Below are 18495 nucleotides of genomic sequence, written 5' to 3' on the forward strand. Positions count from 1 at the left end.
AATTTATACTTGTTCTAAATAATAAAAAAAGAGATTTTAAGTTATATAATCTTATTTTTGCCCCTAAAGTTGTTTACAATGAATATTAAATATAAAAAAAGGCTTCTTATAATCAGTATTTTAGGATTAACTTATTCACTGAAAGCCCAAGTAAATTCTGGTAGTTTTAACAATTCAGAGAGTAAAATTATTTATAAATTAATTGAAACTAAAAAGAATCTTAATAAAAGTCATAAAATAGAAGATCGGTATATTATTCAATTATATAGCGGAAATATGTCTGAAGCAAATTCTAAAATAAGGGATTTTAACGTACATTTTGATATAAAAACACGCTTAAAATACGAATCTCCAGACTATAAAGTATGGATAGGAAGCTTTAGAAATAGAATTGAAGCCGATAGAGCTTTATTGAAAATAAAAGAAGTATACCCTGCTGCTTTTATTCCTAAACCAACTCGAAAATAACTGTAAATTAACTGATTATTAATTCTCAAGTTAAATTGATAAAAAGAATTATTGGTAACGAATTGAGGAAATGTTAAAATTAAATGATTTTTATCATAGTAATTAACAATCAGTAAAAAACACCACCAGATTACTACTAATTTTTCAAAATAGCAGTCCAATGGAAGATTTTCAATAAATATATTATCAAAAATAGGGATTTAAAATCCCTATTTTTGATTTGGCAAAAAGATTCCATAGTTTTTAATAGATATTTACTACCAGTACACTCATTATTAGACTTACTAAATTAAATATGAGCTTTAAGATTACCCAAAACCTCTCATTAATACTTAAAAGGGGCTATTAGAACCTAACTAATAACATATTTAAGGTTACTATTTTCAGAAATCAACAGAACTTTTTTTTGTTTTTTATGGAGGATTTTCAGAGCTATTCCAAAATAGCTATAATTGAAATAAATTCATTGTATAAAAAAAGGGATAGTAAAAACTATCCCTTTTCAATTTTTATTTATGAAGCTAACTATTACTTCAATTTCTTTTTAACCTCTACCTCTCTAAAGGTTTCTATAACATCTCCTACACGGATGTCGTTATAGTTTTTAACCTGCATACCACAATCGTATCCTTTAGCTACTTCCTTAACATCATCTTTGAAACGTTTCAGTGATGATAATTCTCCTGTGAAGACCACAACACCATCTCGTATTAAACGAATACCAGCATTACGATAAACTTTACCAGAAGTTACCATACAACCTGCAATAGTTCCAATTTTAGAAATTTTGAAAGTTTCTCTAATTTCAGCAGTACCAGTTATTTCTTCTTTAAGTTCTGGAGATAACATTCCCTCCATTGCATCTTTAATATCATTAATTGCATCGTAAATAATAGAGTATGTTCTGATATCTATTTCTTCTCTATCTGCAACCTGTCTAGCATTACCTGCTGGCCTAACATTAAAGCCGATAATAACAGCATCTGAAGCTGATGCTAATAACACATCACTTTCTGTAATAGCTCCAACACCTTTATGAATTATATTTACTTGAATTTCTTCAGTAGACAATTTTTGGAAACTATCTGTTAAAGCTTCTACAGAACCATCCACATCACCTTTAAGGATAATATTCAATTCTTTAAAGTCTCCTAAAGCAATACGTCTACCAATTTCATCAAGCGTTATGTGACGTTGCGTTCTTACATTTTGCTCACGTTGTAACTGAGTTCGTTTAGAAGCGATGTCTTTAGCTTCACGCTCATCTTCCATCACTTTAAACTTATCACCAGCTTGAGGAGCTCCGTCTAGCCCCAATATTGAAACTGGACTAGATGGACCAGCTTCGTAAATTTGGTTACCACGTTCATCATGCATAGCCTTGATTTTACCACTATGACGACCTGCTAATACGTAGTCTCCAATTTTAAGTGTACCTGCTTGTACTAATATAGTTGCTATATAACCTCGACCTTTATCTAAGTAAGCTTCTACAACAGTACCATTAGCATGTTTATCTGGATTTGCCGTTAATTCTAAAATTTCAGCTTCTAATAAAACTTTTTCTAATAGTTCTTTAACACCTTCTCCTTTTTTAGCTGAGATATCATGAGATTGAATTTTCCCACCCCAATCTTCAACAAGTAAATTCATACTTGCTAATTTCTCTTTTATTTTCTCAGGGTTAGCTGTTGGTAAATCCACTTTATTGATAGCAAATACTATTGGCACACCTGCTGCCTGAGCATGAGATATTGCTTCTTTTGTTTGCGGCATCACATCATCATCAGCTGCAATAACAATAATAGCTATATCTGTAACTTGAGCCCCTCTGGCACGCATTGCTGTAAAGGCTTCGTGACCAGGAGTATCAAGGAAAGTTATTTTTCTTCCGTTATCTAATTTAACTCCGTATGCACCAATATGCTGAGTAATACCTCCACTTTCTCCAGCAATTACATTCTCTTTACGAACATAATCTAGTAAAGATGTTTTACCGTGATCAACATGTCCCATTACAGTTACAATTGGAGCGCGTTCTTTAAGATCTTCGGGAGCATCTACTTCTTCTTCAACTGTTTCCTCTAGATCCGCAGTTATAAACTCAACTTCATAACCAAATTCATCCGCAACAATAGATAATGTTTCAGCATCTAAACGCTGATTCATGGTTACCATCATCCCTAAAGACATACAAGCTGAAATAACTTTAGTTACCGAAACATCCATCATGGTTGCTACTTCACTAACAGTTACAAACTCGGTAACTTTTAATACTTTAGACTCAGATTGTTGTTTTGCAATATCGTCTTCAGAACGTTGACGGTGCTGATCTCTTTTATCTCTACGGTATTTAGCACCTTTACCTTTATTAGACTTACCTTGAAGTTTTTCTAGTGTTTCACGTACTTGTTTTTGCACTTCTTCTTCACTAGGTTCCTCCTTAGTTATTGGTTTTCTAACCGGTCTTTTACTGTTGTTATTACGTCCCCTAGCATTATTTCTAGCACCGCTATTACTGCGATCTCCAGGTTTCGCATCCTTACTAATTCTACGACGACGCTTTTTACGTTTATCCTTTTTATCGTCGGATGCTTTTTTATCATCCTTCTTCTTAGGCTTATTAAATTTTGAAAGGTCTATTTTTTGACCAGTAAAATTAGGACCGTTTAATTTAGTATAATTAGTTTTTATCGTATTAGATTCTGGATTTTCTGGAGTTTCACCTTCTTTTTCCGAATCCTGTTTTTTAGAAGATTCTATTTTCTCTTCTTTTATGTCTTTTGAAGTAGGCTGTTTCGTAGTAGGTTTTTCTTCTTTCTTCGGAGGCTTCGGAGTACTTTGCTCCTGTTGCTTTGGCTGGGCTGCTTTTTGCGACTGTTCTTTAGACTTTTCGTGATATTTTTTAGATTCTTGCTTTTTCTTCGGCCTATCTTGCTTACTTAAATCTATTTTACCTACTGTTTTAGGCCCAGACAAACGAGTCCTCCCGTCTTTAGCCTTTTGAGCTTCTTCCTCTTCTTTCTTTTTCTGCTCCTGCTCTTTTCGCATAGCTTCACGCTCTTCATCTTGTTTTTGCTTACGCAAAAGCTCTTTCTCTTCGTCCTCTTTACGTTTTACTGCTTGCTCTCGCTCTCTAGCTAAACGGAGTTCCTCTTTTTCTTTCCTTTTCTCTTCCCCTACTTCCTTAGAAGCTACCTTTTTACTTTTATCTGTTTGAAATTCATCAAAAAGCACCTGGTAGGTCTCCTGGGAAATTTTAGTAGTAGGACGCGCCTCAATATCGTACCCGTTAGAGTTCAAAAACTCCACAGCCCGGTCGAGTGAAATATTGAATTCACGTAATACTTTGTTTAATCGCATTGTTTTTGCTTCAGCCATAAATTGCCTCTAAATTAACCTCTTTTAATTATTAAGTGTTTCGACACAACTACTTATTCTTCAAATTCTTCTCTAAGAACTCGAACTACTCCTAGCACAGTTTCTTCTTCTAGATCGGTACGTTTAACAAGTTCATTTACATCATGTTCTAAAATACTTTTTGCTGTATCTAAACCAATTTTTGCAAATTCCTTAATTACCCAATCTTCAATCTCATCATTAAATTCAGATAACTCTACATCCTCTTCTACACCTTCTCTAAACACATCAATCTCGTAACCTGTAAGCTGGCCTGCTAATCTTATATTATGGCCACCTCTACCTATTGCTTTCGAAACTTCTTCAGGACGAAGCATTACTTCTGCCCTTTTGTTCTCTTCATCTAGTTTAATAGATGTGATTTTAGCAGGACTTAATGCCCTGGTTATAAATAGTTGATCGTTAGTTGTAAAATTAATTACATCTATATTTTCGTTGCCTAATTCACGTACAATACTGTGAATTCTAGATCCTTTCATACCTACACATGCTCCTACAGGATCAATTCGGTCATCGTAAGAATCTACGGCTACTTTTGCTTTTTCTCCTGGAACCCTAACTACATTTTTAATAGTTATTAAACCATCAAAAACTTCCGGAATTTCCTGTTCAAATAATCGCTCCAAAAACGCTGGTGCTGTTCTAGACATCACAATGCTTGGCTTATTTCCTTTAAGCTCTACACTTTCAATAACACCGCGAACATTCTCACCTTTTCTAAAGAAATCGGATGGAATTTGGCGATCTTTCGGCAATACAATTTCGTTACCTTCATCATCCAAAAGGATAATAGCACGATGACGAATATGGTGAACTTCTGCCGTATATATTTCACCTTCTAATTCTTTAAACTGCTTGTAGATATTAGTATTATCGTGCTCGTGTATTTTAGATATCAGGTTTTGACGTAATGCTAAAATAGCACGTCTACCTAAATCTATCAATTTCACTTCTTCAGAAACATCTTCACCAACCTCAAAATCAGGTTCTATACGACGAGCTTCAGTTAATGAAATTTCTTGATTTGAATCTTCAACCTCTCCATCTGCTACAACTACACGATTTCTCCAAATCTCCAAATCTCCTTTATCTGGGTTTACAATAATGTCAAAATTATCATCCTCACCATATTTTTTCTTCAAAGCATTTCTAAACACCTCTTCTAAGATCGCCATTAATGTTACACGATCTATCAATTTATCATCCTTAAACTCTGAAAACGACTCTATTAAGGCGAGATTCTCCATACCTACTAAACAATTAAAATGTTATCATAACTTTTGCTTCCACAATCGCTGAATATTCTAATACAGCTTCCTTACTAACCGTTACTTTGCCTTTACCTTTAGGTTTTGGCTCACGAGCTTTCCACTGTAACACAATTCCAGAATCTGAAACATCAGTTAAATTTCCTTCAAATTTTTCACTTTCCGTTTTAACTTGCAACTTTCTACCAACATTTTTTTTATACTGCCGCATTTTTTGCAGTGGCTCTGTTACACCTGCCGAAGTAACTTCTAACGAAAAATCTTCTTCTTCCCGATCTAAATTATGTTCAACTTTACGGCTTACAGCAATACAATCGTTTACCGATACACCTTTATCTCCATCGATAATCACTTTAATCTGATTATCAGGAGTAATTGTAAAATCGATTAAAAATAATGACTTATTTTCTTCGAATGCTTCTGCTAGTAATTTTTCTACTTGCTCCTTCAACTCCATAAGGTTATAAAAAGAGGGGACTTTTCCGTCCCCTCGCTGTACTTTTAGTTTCAACAGTGCAAATATAATAATAATTCTTGAGAAAGAAAACCAAGCTATTACTCAAAAAACTTTGTATTTTTAATCTAACCCGTTCATTAAAATGATTTTAAATGAAAAAAATACTAGTTCCTACCGATTTTTCGCAAGAAGCCCAGTATGCACTTGAGGCCGCAGCCTCTTTAGCGAGAAAATTTAAAGCCGAAATTTTTTTACTTCATATGCTAGATATGCCTTTTAGTTTAATTGATCCTGTTGGGGGCGAAGCAAAAAACAAGTTTCCTGAATCTATTTTTTACATGAAACTAGCACATAAAAAATTTACAGAACTAAAACAGCAAGAATTTTTAAAAGACATTCAAATTACCGAAGCCGTACAATTTAACTATGCTTTTAAAGGAATTACAGCTTTTGCAAACGAAAATAATTGTGATTTAATAGTAATGGGGTCTCACGGCACTAGTGGATTTAAAGATGTTTTTGTAGGTTCTAATTCTGAAAAAGTTGTCCGAAGTTCTGAAAAACCAGTGCTAGTTATAAAAAAACAACCCACTAATTTTACAATTAAAAAAATACTTCTGGCTATTGATAAAGAAATTGATAATCAGAATTCGTTAAATAAAGCGATAAATTTTGCTAAATTGATGAATGCAGAGCTTCATTTAGTTTTTGTAAATACTCCTAATAACTTTGTTACTTCTAAAGAAGCCTATACTGAAATAGAAAAATTAGTAAAAAAAGAAGATTTAGAAAGTTTGAAAACTCATATTTATAACGATGTAAATATTGAAGAAGGAATATTAAACTTTGCTGAAGATTTAAATGCCGATGTTATCGCTTTAAGCACACATGGAAGGAAAGGACTTGCACACTTTTTTAATGGAAGTATTTCGGAAGATGTAGCAAACCATGCTAATAAACCTGTATTAACTTTTAAGATTTAAGTAAAAGATTTTACAGCTCCTTTTTTTATAAAAGACCAGAGATAATTCCAAAAACTTTTGGTTTTATCTCTTTCTATCTTGATATCGGTTATAGATGTTTCGTTGTTTTTAGAATCATTTTTCATAAATAAATTTGCTAAAGAAGAAAAGAATCCACTTTTTTTAGTTCCATCTTTTCGAAGCATTTCCACCTTAAAGTTTTGAAACTTCAAATCTTCTGCTCCACCAGCTGTATTCTTATTTCCTTTAAAAATAAAATTCATAGAACTTATTGTCCCTTCCGCTGTCATATTCATACTTGGTTTTAAAAATGTTTTCATTTCTGACCCGTTTAAATTAGATAAAGATCCATTCATTGTAAACCAATCACTTCTATTAGCTACATTAAACCCCCAATTTACATGCAAAGGTGCAGCTCCCATAAATTTAGTCTGTACTGATATTTCTGTTTGCGATAACTCATTTTCATCAGAATAATTGCTCAAATTAAAAATAGTAGCATTTAAATCTTGAAAGCTAACTTCTGTAGGTTTTCTATTTTTTTTGACTTTCTCTTGATAGACAATTGAAGCATTCTGCAATGAAACTGTATCCATAGTTATATAAAATGGCACATCTCGAAGCATTTGGCTATACATTGGCTTATAACTTAAATCATCTGGTAGACTTTTATCTCGATATACTAAAAATTTTGTTCCATCAATACTTAGTTTGGAATTTTGGAAAAGCAATGTATCATTAACAAAATTATAGCTATAGTTTGATAGTTTAATAGTATCAACTTTCAAGTCGTACCGATCTTTTTCTTTATCAATATGCTTTTGAAATTCTTCTTTTGAATATTTAGGCAATAAATGGAGCTTAGTAATTAGAGCCGAATTTTCTGTAATATTAATATTCGAAATTGATAAATCTTGCCGAGGATCTAACTCTAAATTTACATTCTCAGCATTAATATTTATATTTTTATAAGTGAAAGGGATGTTGCTTTTTACTGAAGATTTATCCACTACTATATTGCCAATTTTAATATTGAAATTAGGAATCTCTATTTGTTTTTTCTGTAAAGAATCTAACTTTGAAAAGTATCCATTCTCAACTTCAATTTCTTTTATTAAAATTTCTTGATTGAATTTGCTTTTAGATTTAGTTGAATCCTCAGTTTTAGTTTTGGACTTACTTACTATTACTTTGGGATTAATTAAAGTTATTCTATCAATATTCAATTTATCTTTTATCAACAACCTCCAATACCCTAAACCTTCAACTTTAATTTCTTTTAACTCTAATTGAATCTCATTTTTATCCCAGTTTGCATTTTTCAAAAATGCCTGATTCCTTATTAAGTCAACATCTAACTTTTCAAAGGTGACTTTTTGTTTTCTGAGTAAGTTTTTAGCTTTATTTTCGACAAAATAATTAGCGACAACTATTCCTAGAATTAGGAGTACAAATCCAACTAACAATCCAATAAATATTGACGAAAATCTTTTCAAAGTCTAAATTTTAAGTTGAAAAGTACGTTTATAACTTGGTTTTGAATTTAGAATTAAGAAAGTTTAACGCAGATTAAGTAAAGCTAATATTAGAGGCGTTAAATTTTAGTCAAACTTTGATTATTTATCTAAGAATAAAGGAAATGCTAACTATATTTGCCAAAAAACACCTATATTAACTAATGATCCTTAAACTAACCATAAAAATTATATTTATAGCTGTTGAGCTATTCTTAGCTTTTTACAGTTTTGTTATGAGTGATAGTCTTTTGGTTAAGTTTATTTTCTTTGCATTTACTGCAGTTATTATTGCTTTCGTATTAACTAAAATCACAAACAAGTTTCTTCCTGTAGATAAAGATTATATTCCTGAAGAAGAGAAAGAGTCTGAATATTTAGAAAGAAATTAATGCATGCGTTTAGTCATACTATCAGACACTCATGGTAAACATCATGAATTGCAATTACCGGAAGGAGATATTTTAATACATTGTGGTGATATTACTGAAGGAGGAAGCAAACGAGAAATTATAGATTTTCTTAATTGGTTTTCTTCATTACCACATACTCATAAAATATTTATTGGTGGAAATCACGATTTTGAATTAGAAAAATTACCAAATAAAAAAATTCAAGATTTAATTCCTGAAAATATAACTTACCTACAAGACTCAGGAATTACAATTAAAAGCTATCGTTTTTGGGGATCAGCCTATACACCTGGAGAAGCAAATTGGGCATTTCATAAAGATAGAGGAAAACAAATAAAAAAAACGTGGGATAAGATTCCCAATAGCACTGATGTTTTAATTACTCATACCCCACCTTACAGCATATTAGATGAAATTAATAATAACATACATATTGGCTGTGAAGAGTTATTAAAAAACGTAATAAATATCAAACCTAAAATTCATTGTTTCGGGCATTCTCATAATGAATATGGACAAGTTAAATTAGGTGACACAAATTACATCAATAGCGCCATTTTAGATAACCGAATGCGAGTAATGAACCCTGTTTTTAGTATTGAAATCTAATTTAGAAAAAAGACTTCGAAACTGATAATCCAGCTGCAAAATTTGAATTATCCGAAGTAAAATCGGCAGCTACATTTAAATTCAAACTAATAAACGTATTAAGCAATTGAACATCTAGATAAGTTGAAATAACTTCTGACGCTATTTTATAGGAGGAGCGCTCATCATCTGGATCATAATGCTTATATTTTAGATAAGCTGTATTTTGATTGAATCCATAATTTCGTCGATAACTCAATTTCATGGTATATGGAAAAAACAGTTTTCCCATCACGCCTAAATGATGTGCTATTAAACGATTATTACCTATTGTTATAAAACCCTTAGCAAAATCTGATAAATAAGTAGGAGTAATAAATGGAATTCCTATTGTCGATTGTTGATAGGTCCATCCGCTTTGATAAATCCCATGTCTAAAATAGCTATCCCATAAATGAGGTGCTGTTTGACTTTGATTTTTGGTATAAATAAATTCATATACAAAAGAACTAACTAATTGGTCTTTTTTATGATTATCATAGAACACTCCATAGCGACCATCAGGAAAATTTCGCATAGCACTTCCTGAACCATCCTCAAAAATACTATTATAAAAAACTTCTAATTCTGTTTCTCCTATAAACCTATTATAAGAAAGTTCATAACTTCCTATATGATTTCCTATTGCATTAAGCTGATCGGTTTCTAATGCATTATCCCCTCCTGCTCTTCCAAAAAACACTTTAACATAATCAGATAAACCAGTTGGCTGATCTCCTATTGCTGGATCATTCGACTTACCACCATATTCAGCAATATGGCGTACACCTACTTTAAAATGAGAATTTTTGGAAAATTTATATACAAGCGCCAAATATTTATGATGTACTCTAGTATTTTCAACAAGCCTTTCATCATTTAGCAAATATTCGCTAAAGCGACCTTCAAAACCTAAATGTTTATTAAAAAACAAATATAAAGGTTTAGTAGTTTTAATTGATATTCCAGGAACAGAGCGTGCATTATTAGACCAAAGTATACTTCGATTGGAACTACTAAGCCCATTATAAAATAAATCATCATGTTTAACGCCAACATTAACTTCTAAAAAAGAATTACTCCAACTAGCATACAACTCATCTATAAAAATATTCGAATCATCTTTGTCTCTGAAAAAAGCAGCTCCTTTAAATTTTATTGAAGAACTATCAGCTATTGCAAATCTATATGAAGAAGACACTAAACCATAAGCTGCTGTATTTCGAGTTATACGTCCGTAAGTATTAGCAGATTGCCAAAACGGAAGAGCATCTTCACCATTACTAAGTGCTCCAAACTTTAAATCTAAATTAAACTCAGCCTCATTTTGAGAAAAACAAGTTTCAAATGTTATAAATAAAATAGTAATTACTAGTAATAGAAATTTTCTCAAAATTTTGATTTTATATTCGCCCAAAAACTTTTTTTATCTTCACCATACGAATATCCATACTTATTACCATATCCAAAGTTAGCCTGATCAACATCATTTAATACAAAACTAACATCTTGTAGTTTTCCAGATTTTTTGGAGTCTATTGGAAATTGCAACAAGCCTTTTTCAGTATAACCTGCTCTTACTACATATAAAGAAATATCGGCATATTGACTAATTAGAAAAGTATCAGCAACTAACATACATGGAGCAGTATCTAAAATAATATAATCATAACGCTTTTCCAATTCAATCATCATAACGCCAAAGCGATCATGTCGCAATAATTCAGCTGGATTTGGTGGAATACTACCTGATGTTAGAAAATCAAGATTCTTATTATATTTAGTTTGTTCAATCAAATCATTTACTTTCAAAACCTCATTTACCAAATAGTCACTTACTCCTAAGTGTTTTCGAGTACCTACATCATATCGTTGCAATTGAGGATTACGTAAATCAGCTCCTACCACTACTACTTTTTTCCCCATATTAGCTAAGGATAGTGCTAAATTAATCGAAACGAAAGTTTTACCTTCTCCTTTAACAGTAGAGGTTACTAATAATTTAATCCCTTGCTCTTTATTAGTTTTATTAATTAATAAATACTGTAAATTAGTAATTGCAATACGAAACGATTCTGCTAAAACAGAACGATCTGAATCTGTTATTAATTCACTCTGCTTTTTATCTATCTTAGGAATTTCACCAACAATTGGAACACTAACAGCTCTCTTCTCTAAATCATTTCTACTATTAATCTTATTATTTAATAATCCTTTCAAATAAATAATCCCAAAAGGTAACAATAATCCAATCATTAATCCTCCTAAAAGTATAACTTTTGATTTAGGTGCTACTGGAGCTACTTGAGTATAGGCATTGTCAACAATTTTAGCTTTCGGTGCAGTCACAGCTAATGATAAAGAGTTTTCTTCTCTTTTTTGAAGCAAAAATAAATATAAAGCCTCTTTAATTTGTTGCTGACGATCTATCCCACGGTAGGTTCGCTCCATGGATGGGACGTCAGATATTCTAGATTGTATTAATTCAGACTCATTTTCTAGTTCATTCAACGATATATCTAAATTAGATTTTAATCGCTGTAAACTTTGTGTAACTACAGAACGTGTTTGATTAATTTGACGATCTAAATTTTGAATAACCGGATTCTTTTTTGTGGACGATTCCAAAATCCGATTACGTTGTAAAACCAATTCGTTATAATTAGAAATTTGTTGGTTAACTCCTTCCCCTTCTATTCCTAAGTTCATAGGCAATAAATCTGAATTATCACCCTTTTCTAAAAAATCTAGCATAGCCTTAGCCAATTGCGACTGAGTAGTAACTTTTTGGCGTTCTTTTTTAAAATCACTTGCATTAGATAAGAAGATCTCAGATTCAGCTTTAATATCCGTAAGCTGTTTATCTTCTTTAAATTCCTCTTTATCAACCTCAACAGAATCCAACTCTGAATTAATAACTTTTAAACGCTCATCAATAAATTCAGCTGTATTAGAAGCTACTAAATTTTTATCGATTATAGCTTCTTTATTATATTCTACTATTAATTGATCTAATATGTCTTGAGCTTTTGCTGGAATTGGATCTTCTAAACTTATCTCTATCAATGTCGAATTATCATCTACTAACGCAACATTTAATTTTGATTTATAGGCTGCGACTATACTCTCAAGTTTAGAAATCTGAAAGCCAAATTTTCCTTCATCTTCTTCATTTGCAACATAATCAGGATTTTCACGAATCACAATATCCGCGAAACCTATGTTAATCGGATCTCCAAATTTACCATTTAATCGTTTATCATTATTTTCTGAATAAATTTCAAAACCTTCTTTATTCTCATTAAGAGTAAAAAAATTAACTTCATCTTCAACAGCTTCATTTAAACCTTTATCATTAAGACTTAAAATACTAACTTTGAAAGGATTATTTTTATATAATTCTTTAGTCACCAAGAAATCGGAGTACAAATATTGAATATTTAAATCTAAAGATTTGATGGTTTTAGTCATCATCCGTTTAGATTCCAATAATCCTATCTCATTTTCTATGCTACTAGTTTTCAATCCATCAAGCACACCCAAATCAGCAAAAGAAGACAAACCAGAAGTTGCCGGAGATTTGGTATCCTCATCTTTTATAATAATACTAGCCGTTGTTGAATAAATAGGTGTTGATAATTTTAAATAGAAAAAAGCTAAAATTAACGCCACACCAGCAGATAATACAAACCAAGGCCAGTATTTTAAATATTTATCGAGTTCTTCTCGAATGTTAATTTCTTCTTCTTGGAAATTAGTATTCTCGTTCATAAAATTATCGGGTTATTAATACTGCAAGTGAAACTAAAACCGAAGCTATAGATATATATACAGAGGCATTTCGGTTATAATTGGCAGACTGTCGCTGCGGTCCATTGGGTTCAATATATACCACATCGTTTTGTTGTAAATAATAGTAGGGAGAATTGATTACATTGGCATCTGTTAAGTCTAAATACGCATGAGTCTTATTTCCATCTTCTTTTTCTCGAACTACCAAAACATTTTTACGCTTTCCATAAATACTCATATCCCCTGCTAAGCCCAATGCTTTAGGTAAACTGACATATTCATCGGTAATGATAAATGTTCCGGGACGATTAACTTCTCCTAATACACTAATTTGAAAATTGGTAATTTGAACATTTACAATCGGATTTTGCACATATTCTGATATTTTGTTTTTTAATTTCCTAGAAACTTCTTTCCGATCTAAACCAGCTACTTTTAAAGAACCTAATACTGGAAATTGGATTTCACCATCACTGTTTACCAAATACGTTTGTAATGAAGGTGTACCGTTAATTCTAATAGGCCCCTCTTGGGAACTCATATTACTACCTACAAAAGGAAGATTAAATGGCATTGCTGCTTCAACTTCTTCTGCCGAAACAGTTATCGCTAATCGATCGTTCGGTTTAATTTGTAAATTATTAAACGATTTTTTGGTATCGGTCTGCATTTGTAAATTTTCCATATTTTGGAAATAAACAACCTCTTCCCTAGGCACACAAGAGGTGACAAGAACACCTATTAATAAAAAATAAAATAAATTTAATTTCAAAATCAGTACTATTTTTTTAGCTAATATAATTTTTTAATTCAGTAAAAATAAATTTTGCTCTTTTTTAATATGCTTTTTCTTCTCCTCTAACCGCATTAAGAACTGTCTTTATAATAATTTTCAAATCTAATAATAAAGACCACTTTTCGACATAAAAAATATCTAAACGTGTCCGATTTATAATGTCCGATTGTTGTACAATTTCACCACGATATCCTTTCACCTGTGCTAATCCGGTAATACCTGGTTTGGCAAAATGACGCACTAAGTATTTATCAACGGAATGTTGGTACTCTTTAGTATGCGCTTCCATATGAGGTCTAGGGCCGACTACACTCATATCCCCTTTAAACACATTTAAAAATTGAGGTAATTCGTCGATACTCGTTTTTCGAATAAACTTACCAATTTTAGTTAAGCGAGTATCGTTTTTTGTCATCATCTTTGTATTCGCTTCTTTATTAACGGCCATTGACCTAAATTTATAACAAAAAAAGGACTCTTTATTAAAACCATGTCTTTTCTGCTTGAAAAAAATTGGTCCTTTAGATTCTAGCTTAATTAAAAGTCCTATAAAAGGAACTAGCCAAGACAATAAAAACAGGATTACTAAAAAGGAAAACAAAAAATCAAAACTTCGCTTAGTATATCTCGCGACATCTGTATCTAACGGCAATTTTCTCAGATTAAAAATTGGCACACTTCCAAATAACTCTACATCCATCGCTCTGGTGTAAATTTCTTTATTATCCGGAATCAATTTTATTTTTACCAAATTATTATCACAGAATCGTATCAAATCATGTAACTCATCAGCTGTTAATCGGGAAACCATGCAATATACTTCGTCTACAGTATTATTTTGGATATACTCAAAAGCTGCTTTTGTTTTTCCCAAATACGTAATACTTTTTGAAGGTATATTGTCAAAATATCCTTTGTAACGATATCCGAGTGAAGGCTGATCAAAAATTTGTCTTATTTTTTTTAATTTTCGATCTCTTCCCACAACAATGACATTGACAAAATTTCCACCTTCAATTCTATAGATATCTCTTAAATAATAAAATATCCATCGATAAATAGTCAATGTGGAAAAAATAACCAATAATACTTTTATCTGATAAACAGGTGAAAATTCTGTTCTACGAAAAGCTAAATTGGTAAAATAGGCTAAACTATAAATTAAAAATAGCCACAACAGTTTATGAAAATTGGTAAAAAAACGTTCTTGACGCTTCGTAGGATAAAAATCTATAGCAAATGTAATTAATAACCAAGAAAGGTTGTAGTAAACACCTGCCACGAAAGTATTATAGGTATGGGGTGTTAGATAAAATAGACTAAAATTTATTACCAATAAATGAACAAAAACAGATACAGGTATGATTAAGGAGGACCTTTTCATGATTTAATAGCTATATGGTGAAGCTGCTGAATAATTAAATATTTTGTATAAATTAATTTATTTTTTCATTAGTTCTTTACACATCAAATATATAAATAATGAATTTGTATACGCATATCTTTTAAATAAACGCTTTGGTTCTTGACTTAATCTAAACAACCATTCCATTGAAATTTTTTGCATCCATTTAGGGGCACGCCTTTGCATACCAACCATAACCGGAAGCGCTCCACCAATACCGATCATACACGCATTGATCTCACCTTTCATTTCAGCCATCCATTTTTCTTGTTTTGGGCACCCTAAAGCAACAAAAACAAAACCAGCTTCGCTGTTATTGATTTGGGATATATAAGTCTTTTTTTCTTCATCAAGCAACTCTCTAAAAGGTGGACTAATTAAGCCTACAACATTTAAATTCGGATAATTTGTAGCACAATATTCTTTTGTTTTCTTTAGCATTGTCTGAGTTCCTCCATAGAAAAAAACATTGATTTTTTCTTTTTCGAAAATTTTTAATAAATCTGGTAGTAGATCCATCCCCGCAACGCGACCCTGCTTTATACCATAAAGCATATTTAGACCTTTAGCGAGTGGCATTCCATCTGGTGTGACCATATCTGCATTATTAACAACTTTTGCAAAACCTTTATTTTTATAAGCTTCAATACACATATGTACATTTGCCACACAAACATATGAGGAAATCCTAGATTTTGCTAGATTTAAAATATTCTTTAAAAACTCGGAATAATTTCCTATACTCAGATCAATGCTAATAATGCGTTTTTTTTTCAAGATTAATCTTCTATTATATTTTGCAAACAATTCAATAATTTTTTTTCAAACTTTTCTATAGTAAATTCAGCGAGTAACTTTTTCCTTCCATTTAAACCCATTTGATGAGCAATATCCTTGTTACAATATAAATAATAAATTTTTTCTGCTAATATTTCAGAATTTTGCTTTTCAATAAGAAATCCATTATAACCATTCTCTATTAAATCAGAAATTGCACCTTCATCTGTTGAAATAATTGGTATACCAGCATTCATTGCTTCCAGATTAACTATACCAAAAGTTTCGTTTTTATAGAAAGTTGGAAACACAAATAAACTCGAACTCAAAAAAATCTTTTCTTTATCACTACCATATCTCTTTCCTAAAAATTCTACATTATCTTTTAAATTTAAATTCATCTTTATATTCTCAAAGTCTATCGCAGAAATATCTCCTTCCCCACCAACAAACCAACATTTAAACTTAACATTTTTATCACTTAATATTTTACACGCTTCCAATAATTCAATAACCCCCTTTGTTTTAATTAAATTTGAAAGAAACAATATAATGAAATTGTCCTTTACTTCACTTTTATAAAAATTTTGATATTGGATTCCATTTGGAACAACGAAAATTTTGTCTCTTGAAAAAAAATCAGAAATATCCTCATATAGCTTTTCAGATAAAATAATAGCATTAGTGTTACTAAATGCTAAATGATACAGTCGCTTTAAATGATTTTTTTTATTTTCTTTAATACCTTTATTATGAAAATGATAAACTATTTTCGCTTTAGAAAAAAATTTTATCAACATAATTAAAAAAAAATCTTTATAGAATGCCGGAGGATTAACTGCTATTGTGAAGTAGCATAATTTAGGACGAAAAGTAATAAGAGTGTACATTACTCTAATTATAATCTTAATATATCTAAAAAACTTTTTTATGCTTCCTCCACCAATCTCTTTTATAGATTTAGATGTACTTAAATTCACATACCTAGTCGATAACACACTATTTATAAATTCACTATCATGAATATATTTTCCCATCATTCCAGAACCATGTACAGGAGGGGGCATATGCAAAATAAATAAAACTCTCGAATGACTTTTCATAAAATATTTTTCTTTATTACTTTAGCAGGATTTCCAACCACAATACAATTATCAGGAATATCTTTTACCACAACACTACCTGCACCTATCTTTACGTTATTCCCAACATGTATTGGCCCTATAATACAAACATTACTTCCTATGTCTACAAGATTGCCAATTTTAGGAGAAGATGAAAAACTACCATCAGATTTTTCTTTATTGCCTATAGTTGTACAATGTCTCAATGTACAATCATCACCAATAATAGCTCCATCATTAATCACGAGTGAATGTCCATGATATATAATTAATCCTTTACCAACTTTAGTTTTATAAGGCAACTCTACTCCTAAAACCCACTCTATCAAAACCCTATAAAATATTAAATATGGGATAAATAATATAAATATAATTTTATTAGTTGAAGCCAAATGACTTATTCTATAAAGTATCAAAATAAGTCTTGCCTTCGGGTTACTTTTATTTCTATTCCAATCGACAAAAATCATATATTATTCACTTTGTTTCGTATTTTCGAGTATATTCTCATTAAAATACTATTAATTCCCCTAAAGCTTTTCAGTATTCTCTTATTAAGAACGACCTCATCACTAAATTTAAAATTAACTTTAAGCTCTGTATCCAATTCCACATCAAATCGATTATATTTTTGAAAGGTGTGTGTAGCTTCAGAAGAAAAGCCTATATTTCGTACTTTGGAAAGTATAGGAAAAACACTATAAAGATTATTTTTATATTGGTGATAACAATATCGAATTGCCCAAGAATTATTTAAACCTAATTGTTGATCTTTAAGCATTTTAAACATATCACTCCCCATTTGGTTAAAATCCTTGATAGCTTTTCTATCCTTAAAGGTGTCTTTAAAATCATTTATTTCCCAATCTATCCCATTCCATTTATCTGACCAAGTGGCCCAACCCCAAGAGGCAGATCTTTTAGCAAAAAAGATATCATATGGATAATCATCCCCCCTAACATCTTTAATTTTCATATTATATCCACAAATAGATATAATATGAACATTAAATCTATAAAAATCTAATCCCTCATTCATAAAATTTAAAAAATTAGGTGATGTCAACAAATCGTCTTCTATGACTATTACTTTGCCAAATTTCTCAATAATTTTAGTCACACCTTCAATAATAGAATCAGCTAGTCCTTTATTATTTTGTGATTCAAAAATAGAAATAGAATTGAAGCCTGAAATTGTTTTGAGGTACTCTCTTACTTGATTAACTTTTACTTGAGTTACATCATTTTTGGCTCCATCAGAGAAAACAAACAAATCGCTTTTAACAGCAAGATAATTATTTTTAAGAGCATCAACTGTTTGTTTAGTCTCTTCCAAGCGATTATAAGTAAATAAACAAATTGGCGCTAAATTATTCATAATAATAGTACACTAATGATTAGATTTTATTTTTCATTTAAACCATCGAAAGCTAATTTTTAAAATACAAATA

General features: G+C 31.0%; 16 protein-coding genes. 4 read left to right on the plus strand and 12 right to left on the minus strand.

Annotated elements, in window-relative coordinates; genetic code table 11:
- The first annotated feature begins 78 nt into the window (after window positions 1-78).
- The gene (locus ACN0WI_RS03425; RefSeq protein WP_417885220.1) at window positions 79-468 is read left to right on the plus strand and encodes an SPOR domain-containing protein; all 390 of its coding nucleotides are present in this window, start codon (window positions 79-81) and stop codon (window positions 466-468) included.
- A 528-nt stretch (window positions 469-996) separates the two neighbouring features.
- Here ACN0WI_RS03425 and infB read toward each other — a convergent pair.
- The 3 genes from infB to rimP are packed head-to-tail and all read right to left on the minus strand — an operon-like array spanning window position 997 to window position 5613.
- Window positions 997-3849 (minus strand): translation initiation factor IF-2, encoded by a 2853-nt coding sequence (gene infB, locus ACN0WI_RS03430; RefSeq protein WP_417885221.1) that lies wholly within the window; start codon window positions 3847-3849, stop codon window positions 997-999.
- A gap of 53 nt (window positions 3850-3902) precedes the next feature.
- Window positions 3903-5135: a transcription termination factor NusA gene (gene nusA / locus ACN0WI_RS03435; protein WP_417885222.1), complete on the minus strand. Its 1233-nt coding sequence runs from the start codon at window positions 5133-5135 to the stop codon at window positions 3903-3905.
- Window positions 5136-5148: 13 nt separating this feature from the next.
- A complete protein-coding gene (gene rimP / locus ACN0WI_RS03440) occupies window positions 5149-5613 on the minus strand; it encodes a ribosome assembly cofactor RimP (protein WP_417885504.1) in 465 nt (154 codons plus the stop codon).
- Between the two features lie 152 nt (window positions 5614-5765).
- On the opposite strand from rimP, the gene ACN0WI_RS03445 reads away from it, so the two are divergent.
- Window positions 5766-6596: a universal stress protein gene (locus ACN0WI_RS03445; protein WP_417885223.1), complete on the plus strand. Its 831-nt coding sequence runs from the start codon at window positions 5766-5768 to the stop codon at window positions 6594-6596.
- Here the strand turns inward: ACN0WI_RS03445 and ACN0WI_RS03450 are convergent.
- Entirely contained in the window at window positions 6593-8092 is a 1500-nt protein-coding gene (locus ACN0WI_RS03450) for a hypothetical protein (RefSeq protein WP_417885224.1), read from the minus strand. The genes ACN0WI_RS03445 and ACN0WI_RS03450 overlap by 4 nt on opposite strands.
- 182 nt (window positions 8093-8274) lie before the next feature.
- Here ACN0WI_RS03450 and ACN0WI_RS03455 point away from each other — a divergent pair, with 182 nt between their 5' ends.
- The gene (locus tag ACN0WI_RS03455; protein WP_417885225.1) at window positions 8275-8502 is read left to right on the plus strand and encodes a hypothetical protein; all 228 of its coding nucleotides are present in this window, start codon (window positions 8275-8277) and stop codon (window positions 8500-8502) included.
- A gap of 3 nt (window positions 8503-8505) precedes the next feature.
- Complete coding sequence (locus ACN0WI_RS03460) at window positions 8506-9132, plus strand: metallophosphatase domain-containing protein (protein ID WP_417885226.1); 627 nt, start codon at window positions 8506-8508, stop codon at window positions 9130-9132.
- A 1-nt stretch (window position 9133) separates the two neighbouring features.
- Here ACN0WI_RS03460 and ACN0WI_RS03465 read toward each other — a convergent pair whose 3' ends face one another.
- From ACN0WI_RS03465 to ACN0WI_RS03500, 8 genes are all read right to left on the minus strand, one after another.
- Window positions 9134-10543 (minus strand): capsule assembly Wzi family protein, encoded by a 1410-nt coding sequence (locus tag ACN0WI_RS03465; RefSeq protein ID WP_417885227.1) that lies wholly within the window; start codon window positions 10541-10543, stop codon window positions 9134-9136.
- Window positions 10540-12921 (minus strand): GumC family protein, encoded by a 2382-nt coding sequence (locus tag ACN0WI_RS03470; RefSeq protein WP_417885228.1) that lies wholly within the window; start codon window positions 12919-12921, stop codon window positions 10540-10542. The genes ACN0WI_RS03465 and ACN0WI_RS03470 overlap by 4 nt, the downstream gene beginning before the upstream one ends.
- A 4-nt stretch (window positions 12922-12925) precedes the next feature.
- A complete protein-coding gene (locus tag ACN0WI_RS03475) occupies window positions 12926-13627 on the minus strand; it encodes a polysaccharide biosynthesis/export family protein (protein ID WP_417885229.1) in 702 nt (233 codons plus the stop codon).
- A gap of 151 nt (window positions 13628-13778) precedes the next feature.
- The gene (locus ACN0WI_RS03480; RefSeq protein WP_417885230.1) at window positions 13779-15122 is read right to left on the minus strand and encodes an undecaprenyl-phosphate glucose phosphotransferase; all 1344 of its coding nucleotides are present in this window, start codon (window positions 15120-15122) and stop codon (window positions 13779-13781) included.
- 57 nt (window positions 15123-15179) lie between these two features.
- Window positions 15180-15950, minus strand: a complete 771-nt coding sequence (locus tag ACN0WI_RS03485) for a WecB/TagA/CpsF family glycosyltransferase (protein WP_417885232.1) — start codon at window positions 15948-15950, stop codon at window positions 15180-15182.
- Entirely contained in the window at window positions 15923-17023 is a 1101-nt protein-coding gene (locus ACN0WI_RS03490; RefSeq protein WP_417885233.1) for a glycosyltransferase family 4 protein, read from the minus strand. The genes ACN0WI_RS03485 and ACN0WI_RS03490 overlap by 28 nt, the downstream gene beginning before the upstream one ends.
- Window positions 17020-17373, minus strand: a complete 354-nt coding sequence (locus ACN0WI_RS03495) for a serine O-acetyltransferase (RefSeq protein WP_417885234.1) — start codon at window positions 17371-17373, stop codon at window positions 17020-17022. Before ACN0WI_RS03495 ends, ACN0WI_RS03490 begins: the two co-directional genes overlap by 4 nt.
- Before the next feature lie 137 nt (window positions 17374-17510).
- Window positions 17511-18422, minus strand: a complete 912-nt coding sequence (locus ACN0WI_RS03500) for a sugar transferase (protein ID WP_417885235.1) — start codon at window positions 18420-18422, stop codon at window positions 17511-17513.
- Between the last annotated feature and the right edge of the window lie 73 nt (window positions 18423-18495).

This window comes from Zunongwangia sp., assembly GCF_048269745.1.
In the GTDB taxonomy this organism is placed as follows: domain Bacteria; phylum Bacteroidota; class Bacteroidia; order Flavobacteriales; family Flavobacteriaceae; genus Zunongwangia.

What these genes read in the sequence shown, in the direction of transcription:
- ACN0WI_RS03425 (WP_417885220.1), top strand. Translation starts at nt 79, where the DNA reads ATGAATATTAAATATAAAAAAAGGCTTCTTATAATCAGTATTTTAGGA.
- infB (WP_417885221.1), bottom strand. Translation starts at nt 3,849, where the DNA reads ATGGCTGAAGCAAAAACAATGCGATTAAACAAAGTATTACGTGAATTC.
- nusA (WP_417885222.1), bottom strand. Translation starts at nt 5,135, where the DNA reads ATGGAGAATCTCGCCTTAATAGAGTCGTTTTCAGAGTTTAAGGATGAT.
- rimP (WP_417885504.1), bottom strand. Translation starts at nt 5,613, where the DNA reads ATGGAGTTGAAGGAGCAAGTAGAAAAATTACTAGCAGAAGCATTCGAA.
- ACN0WI_RS03445 (WP_417885223.1), top strand. Translation starts at nt 5,766, where the DNA reads ATGAAAAAAATACTAGTTCCTACCGATTTTTCGCAAGAAGCCCAGTAT.
- ACN0WI_RS03455 (WP_417885225.1), top strand. Translation starts at nt 8,275, where the DNA reads ATGATCCTTAAACTAACCATAAAAATTATATTTATAGCTGTTGAGCTA.
- ACN0WI_RS03460 (WP_417885226.1), top strand. Translation starts at nt 8,506, where the DNA reads ATGCGTTTAGTCATACTATCAGACACTCATGGTAAACATCATGAATTG.
- ACN0WI_RS03470 (WP_417885228.1), bottom strand. Translation starts at nt 12,921, where the DNA reads ATGAACGAGAATACTAATTTCCAAGAAGAAGAAATTAACATTCGAGAA.
- ACN0WI_RS03475 (WP_417885229.1), bottom strand. Translation starts at nt 13,627, where the DNA reads ATGGAAAATTTACAAATGCAGACCGATACCAAAAAATCGTTTAATAAT.
- ACN0WI_RS03480 (WP_417885230.1), bottom strand. Translation starts at nt 15,122, where the DNA reads ATGAAAAGGTCCTCCTTAATCATACCTGTATCTGTTTTTGTTCATTTA.
- ACN0WI_RS03490 (WP_417885233.1), bottom strand. Translation starts at nt 17,023, where the DNA reads ATGAAAAGTCATTCGAGAGTTTTATTTATTTTGCATATGCCCCCTCCT.
- ACN0WI_RS03500 (WP_417885235.1), bottom strand. Translation starts at nt 18,422, where the DNA reads ATGAATAATTTAGCGCCAATTTGTTTATTTACTTATAATCGCTTGGAA.